Origin of the sequence: Amycolatopsis sp., assembly GCF_035546795.1 — a bacterium.
GTDB lineage: Bacteria > Actinomycetota > Actinomycetes > Mycobacteriales > Pseudonocardiaceae > Amycolatopsis_E.
Window position 1 is genome coordinate 83,625 of sequence record NZ_DASZWC010000061.1, and the last position, 16,798, is coordinate 100,422.

Sequence of the window (16,798 nt, forward strand, 5' to 3'; positions counted from 1 at the left end):
GATGACCAGCACTGACGACCTCTTGACGTGGCGGGACCGCGCATTGACGTGGTTTTAACGGCCGGTGATACAGGCCACACTCAGCGTTACATGCGGACTCAACGCTCATAACGGGCAGACACTCCCGCTACAGCTGTGTTACCACTGTGTTACGCATAGTTGTATTTGCTAAGCAATCGGGAGGCTATGGCATGTGCGGTATCACGGGCTGGGTTTCGTTCCACTCCGATCTCACCGGCAGGCGGCAGACCCTGGACGAGATGACGGAGACGATGGCCTGCCGCGGCCCGGACGACTCGGGCACCTGGATCGCCCCGCACGCCGCGCTCGGCCACCGCAGGCTGGCCATCATCGACCTGCCCGGCGGCCGGCAGCCCATGTCGATCCGCACCGCGGGCGGTGAGATCGCGATGGTCTACAGCGGCGAGGCCTACAACTTCAGCGAACTGCGTGCCGAACTGGAAAAACTCGGCCACAGCTTCACCACCGACAGCGACACCGAAGTGGTCCTGCACGGCTACCTCGAGTGGGGCGAGGCCGTCGCCGAACACCTCAACGGCATGTACGCCTTCGCCATCTGGGACGCCCGCGACGAAAAGCTCGTCATGATCCGCGACCGGATGGGCATCAAGCCCTTCTACTACCACCCCACCCGCGACGGCGTCCTCTTCGGCTCCGAACCCAAGGCCATCCTCGCGAATCCCTTGGCACGCAAGGTGGTCGACGCAGACGGCTTCCGCGAACTGTTCGCCTTCTCGAAGACCCCGGGCTGGTCGCTGTGGAAGGACATGTACGAGGTCGAGCCGGGCACCATCGTGCGCGTCGACGCGGACGGCATCCACGAGCACACCTACTGGAAGCTCGACGCCGTCGAGCACACCGACGACCAGGAGACCACGGTCGCGCGGGTCCGCGAGCTGATGACCGACATCGTGCACCGGCAGCTGGTCGCCGACGTGCCGCGCTGCGTGCTGCTCTCCGGCGGGCTGGACTCCAGCGCCATCACCGGGCTGGCCGCCGCTCGGCTGGCCGAGCAGGGTGAGCAGCTGCGCACGTTCTCGGTCGACTTCCTCGGCCAAGAGGAGAACTTCCGGCCCGACGAAATGCGGGACACCCCGGACTCGCCGTACATCCGCGACGTCGCCAAGCTCGTCGGCTCCGCGCACCAGGACATCGTGCTCGACCCGGACGCGCTGACCGACCCGGCGGTGCGGCGCAAGGTGATCACGGCCCGCGACATCCCGGCCGGCATGGGCGATATGGACGCTTCGCTGCTGTTGCTGTTCACCGCGATCCGTAAGGAATCGACGGTGGCGCTGTCCGGTGAGTCCGCGGACGAGGTGTTCGGCGGCTACCGCTGGTTCCACGACGAGAACGCGCGCAACGCCAAGAACTTCCCGTGGCTGGCGTACAACACCGGGATCCAGGAGCGCGGCAACATGCTGCGCCCGGACATCCGCGAACAGCTCGCGATCGAGGACTACACCGCCGACCAGTACCGCACGGCCGTGGCGAAGGTGGAGCATCTCGACGGTGCGAGCGACTTCGAACGGCAGATGCGCACGATCTGCAACCTCCACCTGACCCGCATGGTGCGGGCGCTGCTGGACCGCAAGGACCGGGCGTCGATGGCGGTCGGGCTGGAGGTCCGCGTGCCGTTCTGCGACCACCGGCTCGTCGAGTACGTCTACAACACGCCGTGGTCGCTGAAAACCTTTGACGGCAGGGAAAAGAGCCTCCTGCGGCACGCGACCAAGCACGTGCTGCCGCAGTCGGTGACGGACCGGGTGAAGAGCCCGTATCCGTCCACTCAGGACCCCGGTTACGCCGCCGCGCTGCAGCAGCAGGCCAAGGAGGTGCTCGCCGAGCGGGACAACCCGGTGTTCAACCTGGTGGACCGCAACTGGCTGACCACGGCCATCGACCAGGACCCGGCGACCATGCCCACCGTCATGCGGGGCGGCCTCGACCGCGCGCTGGACCTCTACCACTGGTTCGACATCTACCGGCCGGAGATCCAGCTCGGGTGACGAGGACCACACCTGAAAATCAGCTGTGAAAATCCGGCATAAGGCACAACGGGGCGCGGGTATGCGTTGGTCGGGGTAGAGAGGTGAGAGAGATGACCACAGCTTTCACGCAGACCGCGTTCAGCAAGGCGCCCGCCAACCCGCAGCTGCCGACGCTGCCCACCGGCTGGCCCATCGGCTCGTACGCGTCGTACCAGGAGGCACAGAAGGCCGTCGATCACCTGGCCGGGAGCGATTTCCCGGTCACCGACGTGACGATCGTCGGGGTCGAGCCGATGCTCGTCGAGCGGGTGGCGGGCAAGCTCAGTTGGAAGAAAGTCCTGAGCAACGCCGCCATGTCGGGTCTCTGGCTGGGGTTGATGCTGGGCATCCTGCTGAGCCTCTTCGTGGCCGGCGCCGGAGTCCTGCCGATCCTGATCGGGCTCGTCGGCGGCCTGGTGTTCAACGTCGCGCTCGCGGCCGCGGGGTACGCCGCAACGCGCGGCAAGCGGGACTACATCTCGCACAGCCAACTGGTGGCGCGCCGTTATGACGTGCTCAGCCAGCCGCGCAACGCCGAACGTGGCCGGGAGCTCCTGGCCAACCTCGCCGCGCGCGCGGCTTTGAACAGCTAGGTCCCACTGGACACCCCGAGGGCCCCGGCCGCACCCGCGGCCCGGGGCCCTCGGCCTGTCCGGAGCAGCCGGCGCCAGCGGCCCACGTCGTACCGCGCGGGCTGGGTGTGCGTCAGGAAATCCCGCAGTACAGCCAAAAACCGCTGCGGTGACGTGTGGTGCGGGAAATGCCCGGCGCCTTCGAAGATCTCCAGTCTGCTGCCCGGCATCGCGGCGTGCGCGACAGCCGCGTGCGCGCTCGGCACGACGTGATCACGCGTGCCCCAGACGAGCATCGTCGGAATACCCTCGGTCAGGTAGCTGCGGTCGAGCATGTTCACCACCTGCCCGCGCCAGTCCACCACGGCCCGCAGTGTCCGCAGGAACGCTTGCCTGCTGGGCGATTCCGCCAGCCGTACGTACTTGCGCACCACGTAATCGAGATCGTCGCCCAGGCCGAGTCCGCCCGTCGCGGCGAGCAGGCTGCCGAACCTCCGCAGCGTCGCCCGCATCGGCGGGGTGCCCAGCAACGGCAGCATCAGATCGGCACCGGGCGCGGCGGCAAGGCGCAGCAAGGGATGCACGCCGAGGCCGATGCCACCGCTGCTGACCAGGACGAGCCGTTCGCAGCGCTCCGGGAACTGGTACGCGAACTGCATCGCGACCCCGCCGCCCAGCGAGTGCCCGACCACCGTCACGCGGTCGATGTCCAGTGTGGCAAGGAGATCGCGCATCCCGCAGGCGTAGGCGGCGACCGAGTAATCGGCGCGCGGCTTGTCCGAACCACCGTGGCCCAGCAGGTCCGGCGCGAGAACGGTGTACTCGCCGGTGAGCGAAGCCAGCACGTCCAGCCAGGTCGAGGAATCGTCCCCGATCCCGTGGATGAACAGGAGCACGGGACCGCTGCCCGCCATCCGGTACGCGCGGCGGTAGCCGTGGATCATCCGGGAACGCAGGTCGAACGTGTCCGGCCCGATCCCCGTCAACGCGGTGTCCTGGGTACGCACCACCCCAGCTCAGCACCCGGGCGTTACCGGCGTGTTGCGTGCGGCGAACGGATCAGCGCGGGGCACGCGGCCTCGGCTGGCAGCGCGGGCAGAAGTACGAGGAGCGGTTCATGAAGGGCTCGCGGCGGATCGCCGTCCCGCAGCGGCCACACGGCCTGTCCCCCTGGCCGTACACGTTCAGCGAACGATCGAAGTAGCCGGACTGGCCGTTTACGTTGACGTACAAGGCATCGAACGACGTGCCGCCCGCCTGGAGCGCCTCGTTCATCACCTCGGTGGCGGCTTCGAGCAACGTGGTGCCCTGCGCGTTGGTGAGCTTCTCAGTGGGACGGGACCAATGCAGCTTCGCGCGCCAGAGCGCTTCGTCGGCGTAGATGTTGCCGACACCGGAGACCAGCGTCTGGTCCAGCAGTGCGCGTTTCACTTCGGTGCGCCGCGACCGCAGCACGCGCACGGCGCGAGCCGGATCGAAGGCCGGATCCATCGGGTCACGGCCGATGTGCGCGATCGTGCTGGGCAGGAGCGTTCCGTCGGACTCGACGAGATCGGCCATCGCGAGCCCGCCGAACGTGCGCTGATCGACAAACCTCAGCTCGGGCCCGCCGTCCTCGAACCGGACCCGCACCCGGAGATGCTTCTCGTCGGGCGCGCCCTCGGGCTGGACGCGCATCTGCCCGCTCATCCCGAGGTGTGCCAGGATCGCTTCCTTGTCGGAAAGTTCGAGCCACAGGTACTTTCCGCGCCGGCGGGCCGCCTCCACCCGCGCACCGGCCAGCCTGCCCGTGAAGTCCTCGGGCCCCAGCGTGTGCCGGCGGATCGCGCGGGGGTGCAACACCTCGACGCGCGTGATCACCCGCCCCGCGACATGCGCCTGCAACCCGGCGCGCACAACCTCGACCTCGGGAAGTTCCGGCACACGACCACCTTACTGCGCACAGAAAAACACCCCGGCGCACCGGCGCCGGGGTGTGCAAGCATTTCGGGCTATTCGGCTTTGCCGTTGTCCTCGGGCTTGAGCTCCTCGGACAACGAGCGCCACGCCGTCTCGGCCGCCTTCTGCTCGGCTTCCTTCTTCGTGGTGCCCTCACCATGCCCGAGATCCCGGCCGCTGATCAGCACCATGGCGCTGAACTCCTTGCGGTGGTCCGGACCGGTGTCCTCGACTTTGTACTCGGGCACGCCGAGCCCGGAGGACGCCGTCAGCTCCTGCAGGCTCGTCTTCCAGTCCAGCCCGGCGCCGCGCAGCGGAGCCTCGGCCAGCAGCCCGTCGAACAGCCGGTGCACCAGATCCCGCCCCGCGTCTATCCCGTGCGCGAGGAAGACCGCACCGATGATCGCCTCGAGACCGTCGGCGAGGATGCTCGCCTTGTCCCGGCCGCCGGTGAGCTCTTCGCCCTTGCCCAGCAACAGATGCGCGCCCAGCCCGCCCGGACCGAGATCGCGGGCGACACCGGCGAGCGCGTGCATGTTGACCACGCTCGCCCGCAGCTTCGCCAGCTGCCCTTCCGGCAGGTCGGGATGCGTCCGGTACAGGTGATCGGTGACCACCAGGCCCAGCACCGCGTCGCCGAGGAACTCCAGGCGCTCGTTCGGCGGCAAGCCGCCGTTCTCGTACGCGTAGGACCGGTGGGTCAGCGCAAGAGTCAGCAGCTCGTCGTCCATCGAGACACCGAGCGCTTCGAGTAATGGTGTTGGGTCGGCAGCCGGCCCTCCCGGCTTCGACTTACCCCCCATATCGGTCAACCTCAGGCGGGCTCTACGACCTGTCGACCGTCGTACTGGCCGCAGGTCGGGCAAGCCACGTGCTGCGGCTTCGGCTGACGGCAGGCGCGGTTCGAGCACGGCACCAGCTGCACCGGGGCCGCTTTCCACGACGACCGGCGGGTGCGCGTGTTGGCTCGCGACATCTTCCGCTTCGGGACGGCCACGACTACATCTCCTCGTCAAAGTTCCACTCGCTGACGCGAGCCTGCTTGCTTGCTTTCGGGCTGCTGCCCGTCAAGCCTGTTGGTCCGGGCCGCTCGCCGGCGAATCGTCGAAACGCTCGACCAGCGCGGCCCACCGAGGGTCTATCTTCTCATGCCCGTGCCCGGGCTCGAGATCGGCCCACTTCCCACCGCATTCCGGGCACAGCCCGCGGCAGTCCTCGGTGCACAGCGGCACCTGCGGCAGCGCCAGCACGAGCGCGTCGCGGACCACCGGCTCCAGGTCGAGCCGGTCGTCGACGAGGCGGCTGACCTCGTCCTCCTCGGTGGTGGCCTCGGTGGTCGAATGCGGGTACGCGAACAGCTCGGTGAGCTCGATTTCGACCTCGTCCTCGATCGGGTCGAGGCAGCGGGAGCACTGTCCTTCCAGCTGCGCCACGGCGGTGCCGGTGACCAGCACCCCCTCCACAACGGACTCCAGCAGCAGGTCCAGCTCGATTTCGGTGCCCTCGGGCACGACGATCACACCGGGCACGCCGAGCGCGGTGCCGACCGGCGCGTCGCGCTGGACGGTACGGCTCAGGCCCGCGCGGCGCCCCAGTTCCCGGGTGTCGACCACCCAGGGGTTGCGCGTGTCGAGGAAGGTCTTGTCTTCAGACATGGTGAGTGCACTCGGATCATCGATGAGATGGGCAACCTCACCAGCGTACCGGGTCGGTGGTTCAGGGTTGGAAGTCGTATAACGGGGTGCGCTGGCCGAGCCCCGAGGGCGCCCGGAGGTGGTTGCGGCCCGAGTCGACCGTGCGCAGCGTGGTGGACAGCAGCTCGGAGAACTCGGCGAGCTTGCCGTCGACGTACGCGTCGCATTCCGTGCGCTGCTGGTCGGCCTCGGCGTGCGCCTCGTCGACGATCCGGGCCGATTCGGCGTGCGCGGCCTGGACCACCTCGGTCTGCGAGACCAGCCGGGCCTGCTCGTGCCGGGCGTCCTCGATGGCCCGGTCGTAGCCCTCGCGCCCGGCCTGGATCATCCGCTCCGATTCGGACCGGGACCGCTCGACGAGGTTCTGGTACTCGGCCTGCCCGGCGTTGATCATGCGCTCGGCCTCGGCGTGCGCGTCGGCCATGATCTGCTTGGCGCGCGCCTGCGCGTCGGACAGCAGGCGCTGCGCCTCGTCGTTGGCGTGGGCCAGGGTGGCATCGGCCTCTTCATTGGCCTGCGTGACCGTGGTGTGTGCCTCGGCGCGGGCCTTCTCCAACACTTCGTCACGCTTGTCGAGCACGTCCTGCGCGTCGTCCACCTCGCGCGGGAGCGCGTCGCGGACATCGTCGAGAAGCTCGAGCATGTCGCCGCGCGGCACCACGCAGCTGGAAGTCATCGGCACCCCGCGTGCCTCTTCCACGATCGTCACGAGCTCGTCTAGAGCCTCGAACACCCGGTACACAGCGACTCCTCCGGTGGCCCTTTCCCCACGTACGGACTCCAGTCTGCCGCTAAACGGAGGAAGAGCCATGGATGAGCACTGGTCCCGGCGTGTTACGAGTTCACGTCGATGAGCTGGAAGCTCTCGTAGTGGTCACCGGTGTAGAAGTACTCGCCACCCTCCCCGGTGATGATCCGCCGGGTGCCCCGCGTGCTGCTACCCGGAGTGACCACCGTGTACTCGTGGTAGTACCCCGTCGAACAGGCCGGCAGCAGGCCCTCGCGGTTCTGGAAAACGGTGCCGTCCTGGTCGTACGGGTATGGCCCGCCTTGCTGGATGAGGTTGTAGGTGTCGGTCGCCTGCGCGGGCAGGGAGCTCAGCGCGACGACTGTGTAGCTCGAGGTGTCGCCGCAATCCGCTTGCGCGGCAACGGAAGGCGCGATGGCCGCCGAAGCCTGGGCAGGCGCGGCGACGCCGAATCCGGTGAGGAGGGTGACCAGAAGAGCGAGCAGCGCACCGGCCACTCGACGGAGACCGTTAGTCATTTTCGGACCGTAACCCGAAAATGTGATCACCAGGAGAAGTCCCGACGAACGACGTCAGCCGTTCGAGTTACGCTCGCCCACCCTGGCCATCAGCCGCTCGAATACCACGCCCGGGACCAGGTTCTTCACGTCCCCGCCGTAAGTCGCGATCTCCTTGACCAGCGAGCTGGAGACGAACCCGTACGTGGGGTTGTTCGACATCAGCAGCGTCTCCACGCCGGAGAGCTCGCGGTTCATCTGCGCCATCTGCAACTCGTAGTCGAAGTCGCTGACCGAGCGCAGGCCCTTGGTGATGGCCGCGATCTCGTGCTGTCTGCAGTAGTCGACGAGCAGCCCGTGCCACGAGTCCACCCGCACGTTCGGCAGGTGCGCCGTGGTCTCGACCAGCATCTCCATCCGCTCCTCGATGGAGAACAGGCCCTTCTTGCTCTTGTTGATCAGCACCGCGACCACGACTTCGTCGAACAAGGTCGAGACACGCTCGATGATGTCCAGATGTCCGTTGGTCGCTGGGTCATAGGAACCGGGACAGACCGCTCGCCGCATGACGCGGACGTTACCGGGCATTCACGCACTCTGGCCCGGTGAAGTGACGTACTCCGCCCAGTACAGTGCGGTGTCCCCGTGCCGCATCGCGCGCAGCGGCTCGAATCCGGCGGGCCAGTCCGGCTCTCCGTCGCGCCGCGCGCGCTCGATGATCACCAGCCCGCCGGGCACCAGCCAGCCGCCCGCGGCCAGCGCCGCGAGCATCACGCCGAGGCGCGCGGAGTCCACTGCGTACGGTGGATCGGCGAGCACCAGGCCGAACGGTTTGTCCGCCGGCTGGGCCAATATCGTGTCCACCTGGCCGGGCCGGACCGTGCCGCCCAGCGCGAGTTCCGCCACATTTCCGCGCAGCACAGCCACCGCCCGGCGATCCGATTCGACGAACATCGCGTCCGCCGCGCCCCGCGAAAGAGCCTCCAGGCCGAGGGCACCGGAGCCGGCGTAGAGGTCGAGAACTCGCGCGTCACGCAGCTCGCCGGCCGCTTCCAGCGCGTTGAACAGGGCTTCCCGGACTCGTTCGGACGTCGGCCTTGTCCCCTGCGGTGGCACTTTGAGCCGCCGCCCGCCCGCCTTCCCGGCCACGATCCTGGTCACCGGGCCATCTTGTCAGCCACCGATTAGTGTCCGGGACTTGGTGAACGGTTCCGGCGGCACGCGTAGAGTCGTTCTTCCTGTTGCGGGCAAGTTGGCTGTAGGAGCACTGCGTGTCGGAACCTCGGGTCAGACGGGCCGAGATCGCCATCGAGCAAGGTCACGTCGACCGCGTATACGCCCGCCTCGCCGAACTCCGGACCCAAGCCGAAGCCATGCGCGCGAAGGGTTACGAGATCGGGCACGGCGCGCAGCGCGAAGCGGTGTTCGAGCAGGCGTCCATGCTCTTCGAGCGGGACATGATGGTCTTCCACGCCAACCAGACCCTGCAGACGCTGGACGCCGAGTACGAGGGCCTGGTGTTCGGCAGGCTCGACCAGACCGGCGGCGAAAAGATCTACGTCGGCAGGCTCGGCATCCGCGACGCCGAGTTCGACAACCTGGTCACCGACTGGCGCGCGCCGGCGGCCGCCGCCTTCTACCAGGCCACCGCCGAGGAGCCGATGGACGTGGTGCGCCGCCGCGTCATCCGCTGCTCCGGGCAGAACGTGCTCGACGTGGACGACGACGTGCTGATCGCCGACGCCGTCCCGGACGACATGCAGGTGGTCGGCGAAGGCGCGCTGATGGCGGCGCTGGGGCGCTCGCGCGGCGAGAAGATGCGCGACATCGTCGCCACCATCCAGCGCGAGCAGGACGAGGTGATCCGGGCGCCGTGGCGCGGGGTCACCGAGATCACCGGCGGGCCCGGCACCGGCAAGACGGCCGTCGCCCTGCACCGCGCCGCGTACCTGCTTTACCGCTACCGCCGCCAGCTCGGCGGCGCGGGCGTGTTCGTGCTCGGCCCGTCCGGCGTGTTCACCAGCTACATCTCGCGGGTGCTGCCGTCGATGGGTGAGACGAACGTCGAACTGCGCGCGCTGGGCGAGGTGCTCGACGGCGTGACCGCGACGAGGCAGGACGCGGCGCGGCTGGCCGCGATCAAGGGTTCGCTGCGGATGCGCCGCGTGCTCACCCGCGCGATGCGTGACACCCCGCCGGGGGTGCCGGACGAGATGCGCATCGTCTACCGCGGCGAGGTCCTCAAGCTGCAGCGCAAGGAGCTGGACAAGGTCCGCCGCAAGGTCCACGGGCACGGCGGGCCGCCCAACCGGTCGCGCATCCGCGCGGCCGAGACGCTGCTGGAAGCGTTGGCGGACAAGGCAGAAGAGCACGCGAGCGCGGACGGCCGCAGTGTCGACCGCGCGGAGCTGATCACGGATCTCGGCGAGCGGATCGAGTTCCACCGGTTCCTCGTCGTGTGGTGGCCGGTGCTCTACCCGGGCGAAATCCTGCGCTGGCTCGGCGATCCCGCGCGACTCACCAGGGCGGCCAAGGGCGTGCTGAACCGGGACGAGATCGATCTGCTCGCGTCGGCGTACACCGACCGCGAGCAGGAGTGGTCGGTCGCGGACGTGGCGCTGCTGGACGAGTTGCGAGTGCTCGTCGGCCCGCCGCCGAAGCGCCGCCGCCGCGCGCAGCAGCTCGAACTGGACGCCGCTCCCCCGGCTCGCGGCTCCGACGGAACCCATGGGCCGCACCGGCCCGAGCACTACGACGAGTACTCGCACATCGTGGTCGACGAGTCGCAGGACCTCTCGCCCATGCAGTGGCGGATGATCGGGCGGCGCGGCAAGTACGCGAGCTGGACCGTGGTCGGCGACCCGGTGCAGAGTTCGTGGCCGGACCCGCCGGAGGCCGCACAGGCCCGTGACCAGGCGTTCGGCGCCCGCACCCCGCGGCGGCGGTACACCCTGCGCACCAACTACCGGAACTCCTCGGAGATCTTCGACCTGGCGGCGCGCGTGGTCGCCGGGCACGCCGCGGAGGACGAGCTGCCCAAGGCCGTCCGCACCACGGGGCTGGAGCCCGATGTGCGGATCGTGGAGCGGGCGAGCGTCGAAAGCACGGTGCAGGCCGCGGCGAAGGAGCTGATGGACGCGGTCGAGGGGACCGTCGGCGTGATCTGTGCGATGGACCGGGTGCTCCAGGTGCAGGCCTGGCTGCAGGGCCGGGCCGACGAGCGGCTCAAGGTCGTGGGCAGCCTGGACTCCAAGGGCCTGGAGTACGACGCCGTGGTGCTGGTGGAGCCGACGGAGTTGATCACCGAGTCGACCACCGGCCGTCGCGTGCTCTACGTCGCGCTGACCCGGGCCACCCAGCAGCTCACGGTTGTGGCCTCGGACCGGGAATGGCTGTAGCGGGAAGGGTTTGCGGGACGCAGGCGTTGTTCCGGAGGTGACCTCCTCCTCCGTATCCGATGTGCAGCTGTCCGTGCTCGACCTCTCGCCGATCCCCAGCGACGGCGACGCGGGTACGGCGCTGCGTAACACGATCGACCTCGCCCAGCAGACCGAACGGCTTGGCTACCACCGGTTCTGGGTGGCCGAACACCACAACATGCCGGGCATCGCGAGCTCGGCGACGGCGGTGCTGATCGGGCACGTGGCACAGGCGACGAAGACGATCCGCGTCGGTTCCGGCGGGATCATGCTGCCCAACCACGCGCCGCTGATCGTGGCCGAGCAGTTCGGCATGCTGGAGGCGTTCCACCCCGGCCGCATCGATCTCGGCATCGGCCGCGCCCCCGGCACCGACCAGCGGACCGCGCTCGCCGTGCGGGGTTCGATGGCCGCGCTGAACGCCGAGGACTTCCCGCAGCAGCTGAGCGAGCTGATCTCGTACTTCGAGGAAGACCCCGCCCGGCTGGTGAACGCCGTGCCCGCGGTGGGCAACAAGCCGCCGTTCTGGCTGCTGGGTTCGAGCGGGTTCAGCGCCCAGCTCGCCGGCGCGCTCGGCCTGCCGTTCGCCTTCGCCCACCATTTCAGCGCGCAGAACACCCTGCCCGCCGCGCGGCTGTACCGGGAGTCTTTCCGTCCGTCCGAAACGCTGCGGGAGCCGTACCTGATGCTCGGCGCGGCCGTGATCGCGGCCGACACCGACGAGCGCGCGCAGTACCTCGCGGGCCCGAGTGGCCTGACTTTCCTGTCGCTGCGCCGCGGCCGCCCGATCCCGCTGCCGACACCGGAGGAAGCGGCGGAGTACCCGTACACCGATCTCGACCGGCAGTTCCTGCAGGAACGCTTCGGCAGCAACATCATCGGCTCGCCGGAGACCGTGCGGAAGGGCCTGGACCAGCTGATCTCCGACACCGGCGCGGACGAGATCATGGTGACGACGATGGTGCACGGCCAGGCCGACCGGGTGCACTCGTACGAACTGGTGAAGGAACTGGCGAAGTAGGCATTTCCGGCGCGGGCGGTCGCCCGCGCCGGAAATCGGCTAGGAGAGCCAGGCTTTCCGAGTCCGGGGCAGGCCCGACTGGCCGCTGTCGCCCGTCTTCACGGCCATCACCTGGTTCACCCCGATGTGACCGCTCTCGAAGGTCAGCGCCGAAGCGGCCATGTACAGCCGCCACACCCGCGCCCGGCCTTCGCTCGTCAGACGGACCGCTTCCGCCCAGTTCGCTTCCAGGTTCGCGACCCACGCGCGCAGCGTCAGGGCGTAGTGCTCGCGCAGCGCCTCGACGTCACGCACCTCGAAGCCCGCGTTCTCGATCGCTGTCGTCATCGTGGACAGCGTTTCCAGCTCGCCGTCGGGGAAGACGTAGCGGTTGATGAACGACGTGCGCTCTCCCGTCCTGCCCTTGACACCGGCCTTGCGCGAGATGGCGTGGTTGAGCAGTCGTCCCTCTGGCCTCAGCAGCTTGTACAGCGCGGAGGTGTAGGTCGGCAGCTGGGTGAGCCCGACGTGCTCGGCCATCCCGATGCTGGCGATCGCGTCGAACGGCCCGTCACGCACCTCGCGGTAGTCCTGCACGCGGATCTCGACGAGGTCCGACAAGCCCTCCTCGGCCACCCGCTTGCGGGCGAAATCGGCCTGCGCCTGGGAAAGCGTGACACCGACGGCACGGGCGCCGTACTCGCGAGCCGCGTGTGTGACGAACGTGCCCCAGCCGCAGCCGACGTCGAGCACCCGGCTCCCCGGCTTCAGGCCGAGCTTCCGCGCGACCAGGTCGACCTTCGCGATCTGCGCGTCTTCCAGCGTCTTCGCGTTGTCGTCCCAGACCGCGCACGAGTACGTCATGGTCGGACCGAGCACGAGCGAATAGAAGTCGTTGCCCACGTCGTAGTGATGGCTGATCGCGGCCGAATCCCGGCGCAGTGAGTGCAACGGGCCACCGAGCCGGATCTCCTCGGCGGGCGGCTTCGGCGGCAGGCCGATCGCGCCGAGGCGGAACCCGGACTTGATCACGTCCCATTTGGTCGAGCCTGCCACGTCCAGCGGGCCGGACTCGGCGCCGATGATCCGCTGGAGCTGGGACAGGCTGTCGAAGAAGTCGGTTTCGACGTCGAGATCACCGGAGACGAACGCCCGGGCGAGGCCGAGTTCGTTGGGCGCCCACAGCAATCGCCGCAGCGCCCGGCGGCGCCGCAGGACGAGCCGGACCGGCGCGTCGGGCGGGCCCGCCTCGCTTCCGTCCCAGCACCGGATTTGGAGCGGAAGTTCGCTGCCGAGCACCACACGCACCAGAGCGTGTACGGCACTCGCCGCGTTATGCGAGGTAACCACGTACTTCATTCAAGCACTTATGCGGACTTCACGTCGCCTGTTGTACTGGCGATTCGCCCGAACTGCCCGGTTCACGGCCCGTGGAATTTCCCACAGGACAAACTGTGGGAAATTCCACCGGACTTCTGCTACTCGAGGACGATCAGGAGGTCGCCGCCCTCCACCTGCTGCACCGAGTTGATCGCCAGCCTGGCCACCTTGCCCGAGCCGGACGCGGTGATCGAGGCCTCCATCTTCATCGCCTCGATCGTGGCGACGGTCGCGCCCTCGGCCACCTCGTCGCCCTCGGTCACCGAAAGGGTGACCACCCCGGCGAACGGGGCGGCGACGTGCTTCGGGTTCGACTTTTCGGCCTTTTCCGCCGCCGGCAGGTCCGAGGCCACCGAACGGTCCCGCACCTGGATCGGCCGCAGCTGTCCGTTCAGGGTGGACATCACCGTGCGCATACCGCGCTCGTCGGCCTCGCCGATCGCCTCCAGCTCGATGAGCAGGCGCACCCCCGGTTCGAGATCGACCTGGTACTCCTCGCCCGGCCGCAGCCCGTAGAAGAAGTCCTTGCTGGGCAGCACGCTCGTGTCGCCGTACGCCTCCCGGTGCGCCTCGAACTCCTTCGTCGGCGCGGGGAACAGCAGCCGGTTGAGCGTCTCGCGGCGGTTCTCCGCCAGACCCGCGCGGTCCTCCTCGGACAGTTGCGTCTCCGGCTTCGGCTCCGCGCGGCCTTCCAATGCCTTGCTGCGGAAGGGCTCCGGCCAGCCACCGGGCGGATCGCCCAGTTCACCGCGCAGGAAGCCGATCACCGAGTCCGGGATGTCGAAGCGGTTCGGCTCCGCCTCGAACTTCTCCGGCTCGACCCCGGCACCGACGAGGTGCAGCGCGAGGTCACCGACCACTTTGGACGAAGGCGTGACCTTGACGAGGTGGCCGAGGATGCGGTCCGCGGCGGCGTACATCGCCTCGATGTCCTCGAACCTGTCGCCGAGGCCGAGCGCCCGCGCCTGCGTGCGCAGGTTGGACAGCTGGCCACCGGGGATCTCATGGTCGTACACGCGGCCGGTCGGCGAGGCGAGCCCCGCTTCGAACGGTGCGTAGATCTTGCGCACGATCTCCCAGTACGGCTCCAGGTCGCCGATTGCCCGCAAGGACAAGCCCGTCGGCCGTTCCGAATGGTCGGTGGCCGCCACGATCGCCGACAGCGAAGGCTGCGACGTGGTGCCCGCCATCGACGCGACGGCGCCGTCCACCGCGTCCGCGCCCGCGTTGATCGCCGCGAGGTACGTGGCCAGCTGGCCGCCTGCGGTGTCGTGTGTGTGGATGTGCACCGGCAGGTCGAATTCCTTGCGCAGCGCGGAAACCAGCTTCGCCGCGGCCGGCGCGCGCAGCAGCCCGGCCATGTCCTTGATCGCCAGCACGTGCGCGCCCGCGCCGACGATCTGCTCGGCCAGCTTCAGGTAGTAGTCCAATGTGTACAGTTTCTCGGCCGGGTCCGAGAGGTCCGAGGTGTAGCAGAGCGCGACCTCGGCGACCGCCGATCCGGTTTCCCGCACCGCTTCGATCGCGGGGCGCATCTGCTCCACGTCGTTGAGCGCGTCGAAGATGCGGAAGATGTCGATCCCGGTCCTGGTGGCCTCTTCGACGAAGGCGTTGGTCACCTCTGCCGGGTAAGGCGTGTAGCCGACGGTGTTCCGGCCACGCAGCAACATCTGCAGACAGATGTTCGGCACCGCTTCACGAAGCTGGGCGAGCCGCTCCCACGGATCCTCGGCCAGAAAGCGCAACGCGACGTCGTAGGTGGCGCCACCCCAGCACTCCAGCGACAGCAGCTCCGGCGTCATGTGCGCCACGACCGGCGCGACCGCGAGCAGGTCCTTCGTGCGCACGCGCGTGGCCAGCAGCGACTGGTGCGCGTCGCGGAAGGTGGTGTCTGTGACACCGACGGTCTTCGATTCCCGCATCCAGCGGGCGAAACCCTCCGGGCCGAGCTGGGTCAGTTTCTGCTTGGAACCGGCGGGCGGTTCGGTGGCGGGCAGCTCCGGCAGCTTGCTCGTCGGGTCGATCAGCCGCGGCCGGTCGCCGTTGGGCTTGTTGACGGTGACGTCGGCGAGGTAGGTCAGCAACCGGGTGCCGCGGTCGGCGGAGTGCCGCGCGGTCAGCAGGTACGGGCGCTCCTCGATGAAGGAGGTGGTGACGCGGCCGTTGCGGAAGTCCTCGTCGTCCAGAACCGCTTGCAGGAACGGGATGTTCGTGGCCACGCCACGGATGCGGAACTCGGCGAGGGCACGACGGGCGCGGCCCACCGCGGTCTTGAAGTCCCGGCCCCGGCAGGTGAGCTTGACGAGCATCGAGTCGAAGTGCGCGCTGATTTCCGTGCCCGCGAAGGCTGTTCCGCCGTCGAGCCGGATGCCGGAGCCGCCGGGTGAGCGGTAAGCGCTGATCATTCCGGTGTCCGGGCGGAACCCGTTGGCCGGGTCCTCGGTGGTGATCCGGCACTGCATCGCGGCGCCGCGCAGGTAGATCTTGTCCTGCGACAGCCCGAGATCCGCGAGCGTCTCCCCCGCCGCGATGCGCATCTGCGACTGCACCAGGTCGACGTCGGTGACCTCCTCGGTCACCGTGTGCTCGACCTGGATGCGCGGGTTCATCTCGATGAAGACGTGGTTGCCGCGCTCGTCGAGCAGGAACTCGACGGTGCCCGCGTTGACGTAGCCGATGTGGCGGGCGAACGCGACCGCGTCGGCGCAGATCCGGTCCCGGAGCTCCGGGTCGAGGTTCGGCGCCGGGGCGATCTCGATGACCTTCTGGTGGCGCCGCTGCACCGAGCAGTCGCGCTCGTAGAGGTGCACCACGTCGCCCTGGCCGTCGGCGAGGATCTGCACCTCGATGTGCCGCGGGTTGACCACGGCCTGCTCCAGGAACACCGTCGCGTCGCCGAAGGCCGACTCGGCCTCGCGCATCGCCGCCTCGATCGCGTCCCGCAGGTCTCCCGGCTCCGCGACGCGGCGCATGCCGCGCCCGCCACCACCGGCGACGGCCTTGACGAAGATCGGGAAGCCGATCTCGTCGGCGGCGGCGACCAGCGCGTCGACATCGGTGCCCGGCTCGCTCGAACGCAGGACCGCCACACCGGCCTCGCGCGCCGCCGCGCCGGCGCGGGCCTTGTTGCCGGTCAGCTCCAGCACCTCGGTCGGCGGACCGACGAAGGTGATGCCGGCCGCCGCGCAGGCCGAGGCCAGCTCCGGGTTCTCCGACAGGAAGCCGTAACCGGGGTAGATCGCGTCCGCGCCGGCCTTGCGAGCGGCCCGGATGATCTCGTCCACCGACAGGTACGCCCGGACGGGGTGCCCCACCTCACCGATCTGGTACGACTCGTCCGCCTTGGCCCGGTGCGACGAATTGCGATCCTCATGCGGGAACACCGCGACCGTGTCCACACCCATCTCCAGCGCCGCACGAAACGCCCGGATCGCGATCTCACCGCGGTTCGCGACCAGGACCTTCGTGAACTTGCCCACCGTCTGCTCAGCCTTCGTCA

15 protein-coding genes are annotated in these 16,798 nt (G+C 68.8%); 4 read left to right on the forward strand and 11 right to left on the reverse strand.

Annotated elements, in window-relative coordinates:
• Positions 1-191: 191 nt before the first annotated feature.
• Together asnB and VHD82_RS31530 are read left to right on the forward strand one after the other, a co-directional pair.
• Positions 192-2,030: an asparagine synthase (glutamine-hydrolyzing) gene (gene asnB, locus VHD82_RS31525; protein ID WP_325712275.1), complete on the forward strand. Its 1,839-nt coding sequence runs from the start codon at positions 192-194 to the stop codon at positions 2,028-2,030.
• Between the two features lie 92 nt (positions 2,031-2,122).
• Entirely contained in the window at positions 2,123-2,644 is a 522-nt protein-coding gene (locus VHD82_RS31530; RefSeq protein WP_325712277.1) for a general stress protein, read from the forward strand.
• Here the strand turns inward: VHD82_RS31530 and VHD82_RS31535 are convergent.
• From VHD82_RS31535 to rsmD, 9 genes are all read right to left on the reverse strand, one after another.
• Positions 2,641-3,630, reverse strand: coding sequence for an alpha/beta hydrolase (locus tag VHD82_RS31535; protein WP_325712279.1), 990 nt, complete (start codon positions 3,628-3,630; stop codon positions 2,641-2,643). The two genes, VHD82_RS31530 and VHD82_RS31535, sit on opposite strands and share 4 nt — an antisense overlap.
• Positions 3,631-3,682: 52 nt before the next feature.
• The gene (mutM, locus tag VHD82_RS31540) at positions 3,683-4,546 is read right to left on the reverse strand and encodes a bifunctional DNA-formamidopyrimidine glycosylase/DNA-(apurinic or apyrimidinic site) lyase (protein WP_325712281.1); all 864 of its coding nucleotides are present in this window, start codon (positions 4,544-4,546) and stop codon (positions 3,683-3,685) included.
• A 68-nt stretch (positions 4,547-4,614) separates the two neighbouring features.
• Positions 4,615-5,364: a ribonuclease III gene (gene rnc, locus VHD82_RS31545; RefSeq protein ID WP_325712283.1), complete on the reverse strand. Its 750-nt coding sequence runs from the start codon at positions 5,362-5,364 to the stop codon at positions 4,615-4,617.
• A gap of 11 nt (positions 5,365-5,375) precedes the next feature.
• The gene (gene rpmF, locus VHD82_RS31550; protein ID WP_144760909.1) at positions 5,376-5,558 is read right to left on the reverse strand and encodes a 50S ribosomal protein L32; all 183 of its coding nucleotides are present in this window, start codon (positions 5,556-5,558) and stop codon (positions 5,376-5,378) included.
• Between the two features lie 70 nt (positions 5,559-5,628).
• On the reverse strand, positions 5,629-6,216 hold the full coding sequence (locus VHD82_RS31555; RefSeq protein ID WP_325712287.1) for a YceD family protein: 588 nt from the start codon (positions 6,214-6,216) through the stop codon (positions 5,629-5,631).
• A gap of 61 nt (positions 6,217-6,277) precedes the next feature.
• Positions 6,278-6,997: a DivIVA domain-containing protein gene (locus VHD82_RS31560; RefSeq protein ID WP_325712289.1), complete on the reverse strand. Its 720-nt coding sequence runs from the start codon at positions 6,995-6,997 to the stop codon at positions 6,278-6,280.
• A 92-nt stretch (positions 6,998-7,089) separates the two neighbouring features.
• On the reverse strand, positions 7,090-7,521 hold the full coding sequence (locus tag VHD82_RS31565) for a ribonuclease domain-containing protein (protein ID WP_325712291.1): 432 nt from the start codon (positions 7,519-7,521) through the stop codon (positions 7,090-7,092).
• Between the two features lie 54 nt (positions 7,522-7,575).
• Positions 7,576-8,067 (reverse strand): pantetheine-phosphate adenylyltransferase, encoded by a 492-nt coding sequence (gene coaD / locus VHD82_RS31570; RefSeq protein WP_325712293.1) that lies wholly within the window; start codon positions 8,065-8,067, stop codon positions 7,576-7,578.
• A 21-nt stretch (positions 8,068-8,088) separates the two neighbouring features.
• Positions 8,089-8,661: a 16S rRNA (guanine(966)-N(2))-methyltransferase RsmD gene (gene rsmD / locus VHD82_RS31575; protein WP_325712295.1), complete on the reverse strand. Its 573-nt coding sequence runs from the start codon at positions 8,659-8,661 to the stop codon at positions 8,089-8,091.
• A 110-nt stretch (positions 8,662-8,771) separates the two neighbouring features.
• On the opposite strand from rsmD, the gene VHD82_RS31580 reads away from it, so the two are divergent.
• Both VHD82_RS31580 and VHD82_RS31585 read left to right on the forward strand, forming a co-directional pair.
• Positions 8,772-10,898: a HelD family protein gene (locus tag VHD82_RS31580; protein WP_325712298.1), complete on the forward strand. Its 2,127-nt coding sequence runs from the start codon at positions 8,772-8,774 to the stop codon at positions 10,896-10,898.
• A gap of 61 nt (positions 10,899-10,959) precedes the next feature.
• On the forward strand, positions 10,960-11,940 hold the full coding sequence (locus tag VHD82_RS31585) for an LLM class flavin-dependent oxidoreductase (RefSeq protein ID WP_325712313.1): 981 nt from the start codon (positions 10,960-10,962) through the stop codon (positions 11,938-11,940).
• A 39-nt stretch (positions 11,941-11,979) separates the two neighbouring features.
• On the opposite strand, the gene VHD82_RS31590 is transcribed toward VHD82_RS31585, so the two are convergent.
• Together VHD82_RS31590 and VHD82_RS31595 are read right to left on the reverse strand one after the other, a co-directional pair.
• Positions 11,980-13,278, reverse strand: a complete 1,299-nt coding sequence (locus VHD82_RS31590) for a cyclopropane-fatty-acyl-phospholipid synthase family protein (protein ID WP_325712300.1) — start codon at positions 13,276-13,278, stop codon at positions 11,980-11,982.
• Between the two features lie 119 nt (positions 13,279-13,397).
• Entirely contained in the window at positions 13,398-16,778 is a 3,381-nt protein-coding gene (locus VHD82_RS31595; RefSeq protein ID WP_325712315.1) for a pyruvate carboxylase, read from the reverse strand.
• Between the last annotated feature and the right edge of the window lie 20 nt (positions 16,779-16,798).

Coding starts and splice junctions, on each gene's coding strand:
- asnB (WP_325712275.1), top strand. CDS start 192: ATGTGCGGTATCACGGGCTGGGTTTCGTTCCACTCCGATCTCACCGGC.
- VHD82_RS31530 (WP_325712277.1), top strand. CDS start 2,123: ATGACCACAGCTTTCACGCAGACCGCGTTCAGCAAGGCGCCCGCCAAC.
- rnc (WP_325712283.1), bottom strand. CDS start 5,364: ATGGGGGGTAAGTCGAAGCCGGGAGGGCCGGCTGCCGACCCAACACCA.
- VHD82_RS31555 (WP_325712287.1), bottom strand. CDS start 6,216: ATGTCTGAAGACAAGACCTTCCTCGACACGCGCAACCCCTGGGTGGTC.
- VHD82_RS31565 (WP_325712291.1), bottom strand. CDS start 7,521: ATGACTAACGGTCTCCGTCGAGTGGCCGGTGCGCTGCTCGCTCTTCTG.
- coaD (WP_325712293.1), bottom strand. CDS start 8,067: ATGCGGCGAGCGGTCTGTCCCGGTTCCTATGACCCAGCGACCAACGGA.
- VHD82_RS31590 (WP_325712300.1), bottom strand. CDS start 13,278: ATGAAGTACGTGGTTACCTCGCATAACGCGGCGAGTGCCGTACACGCT.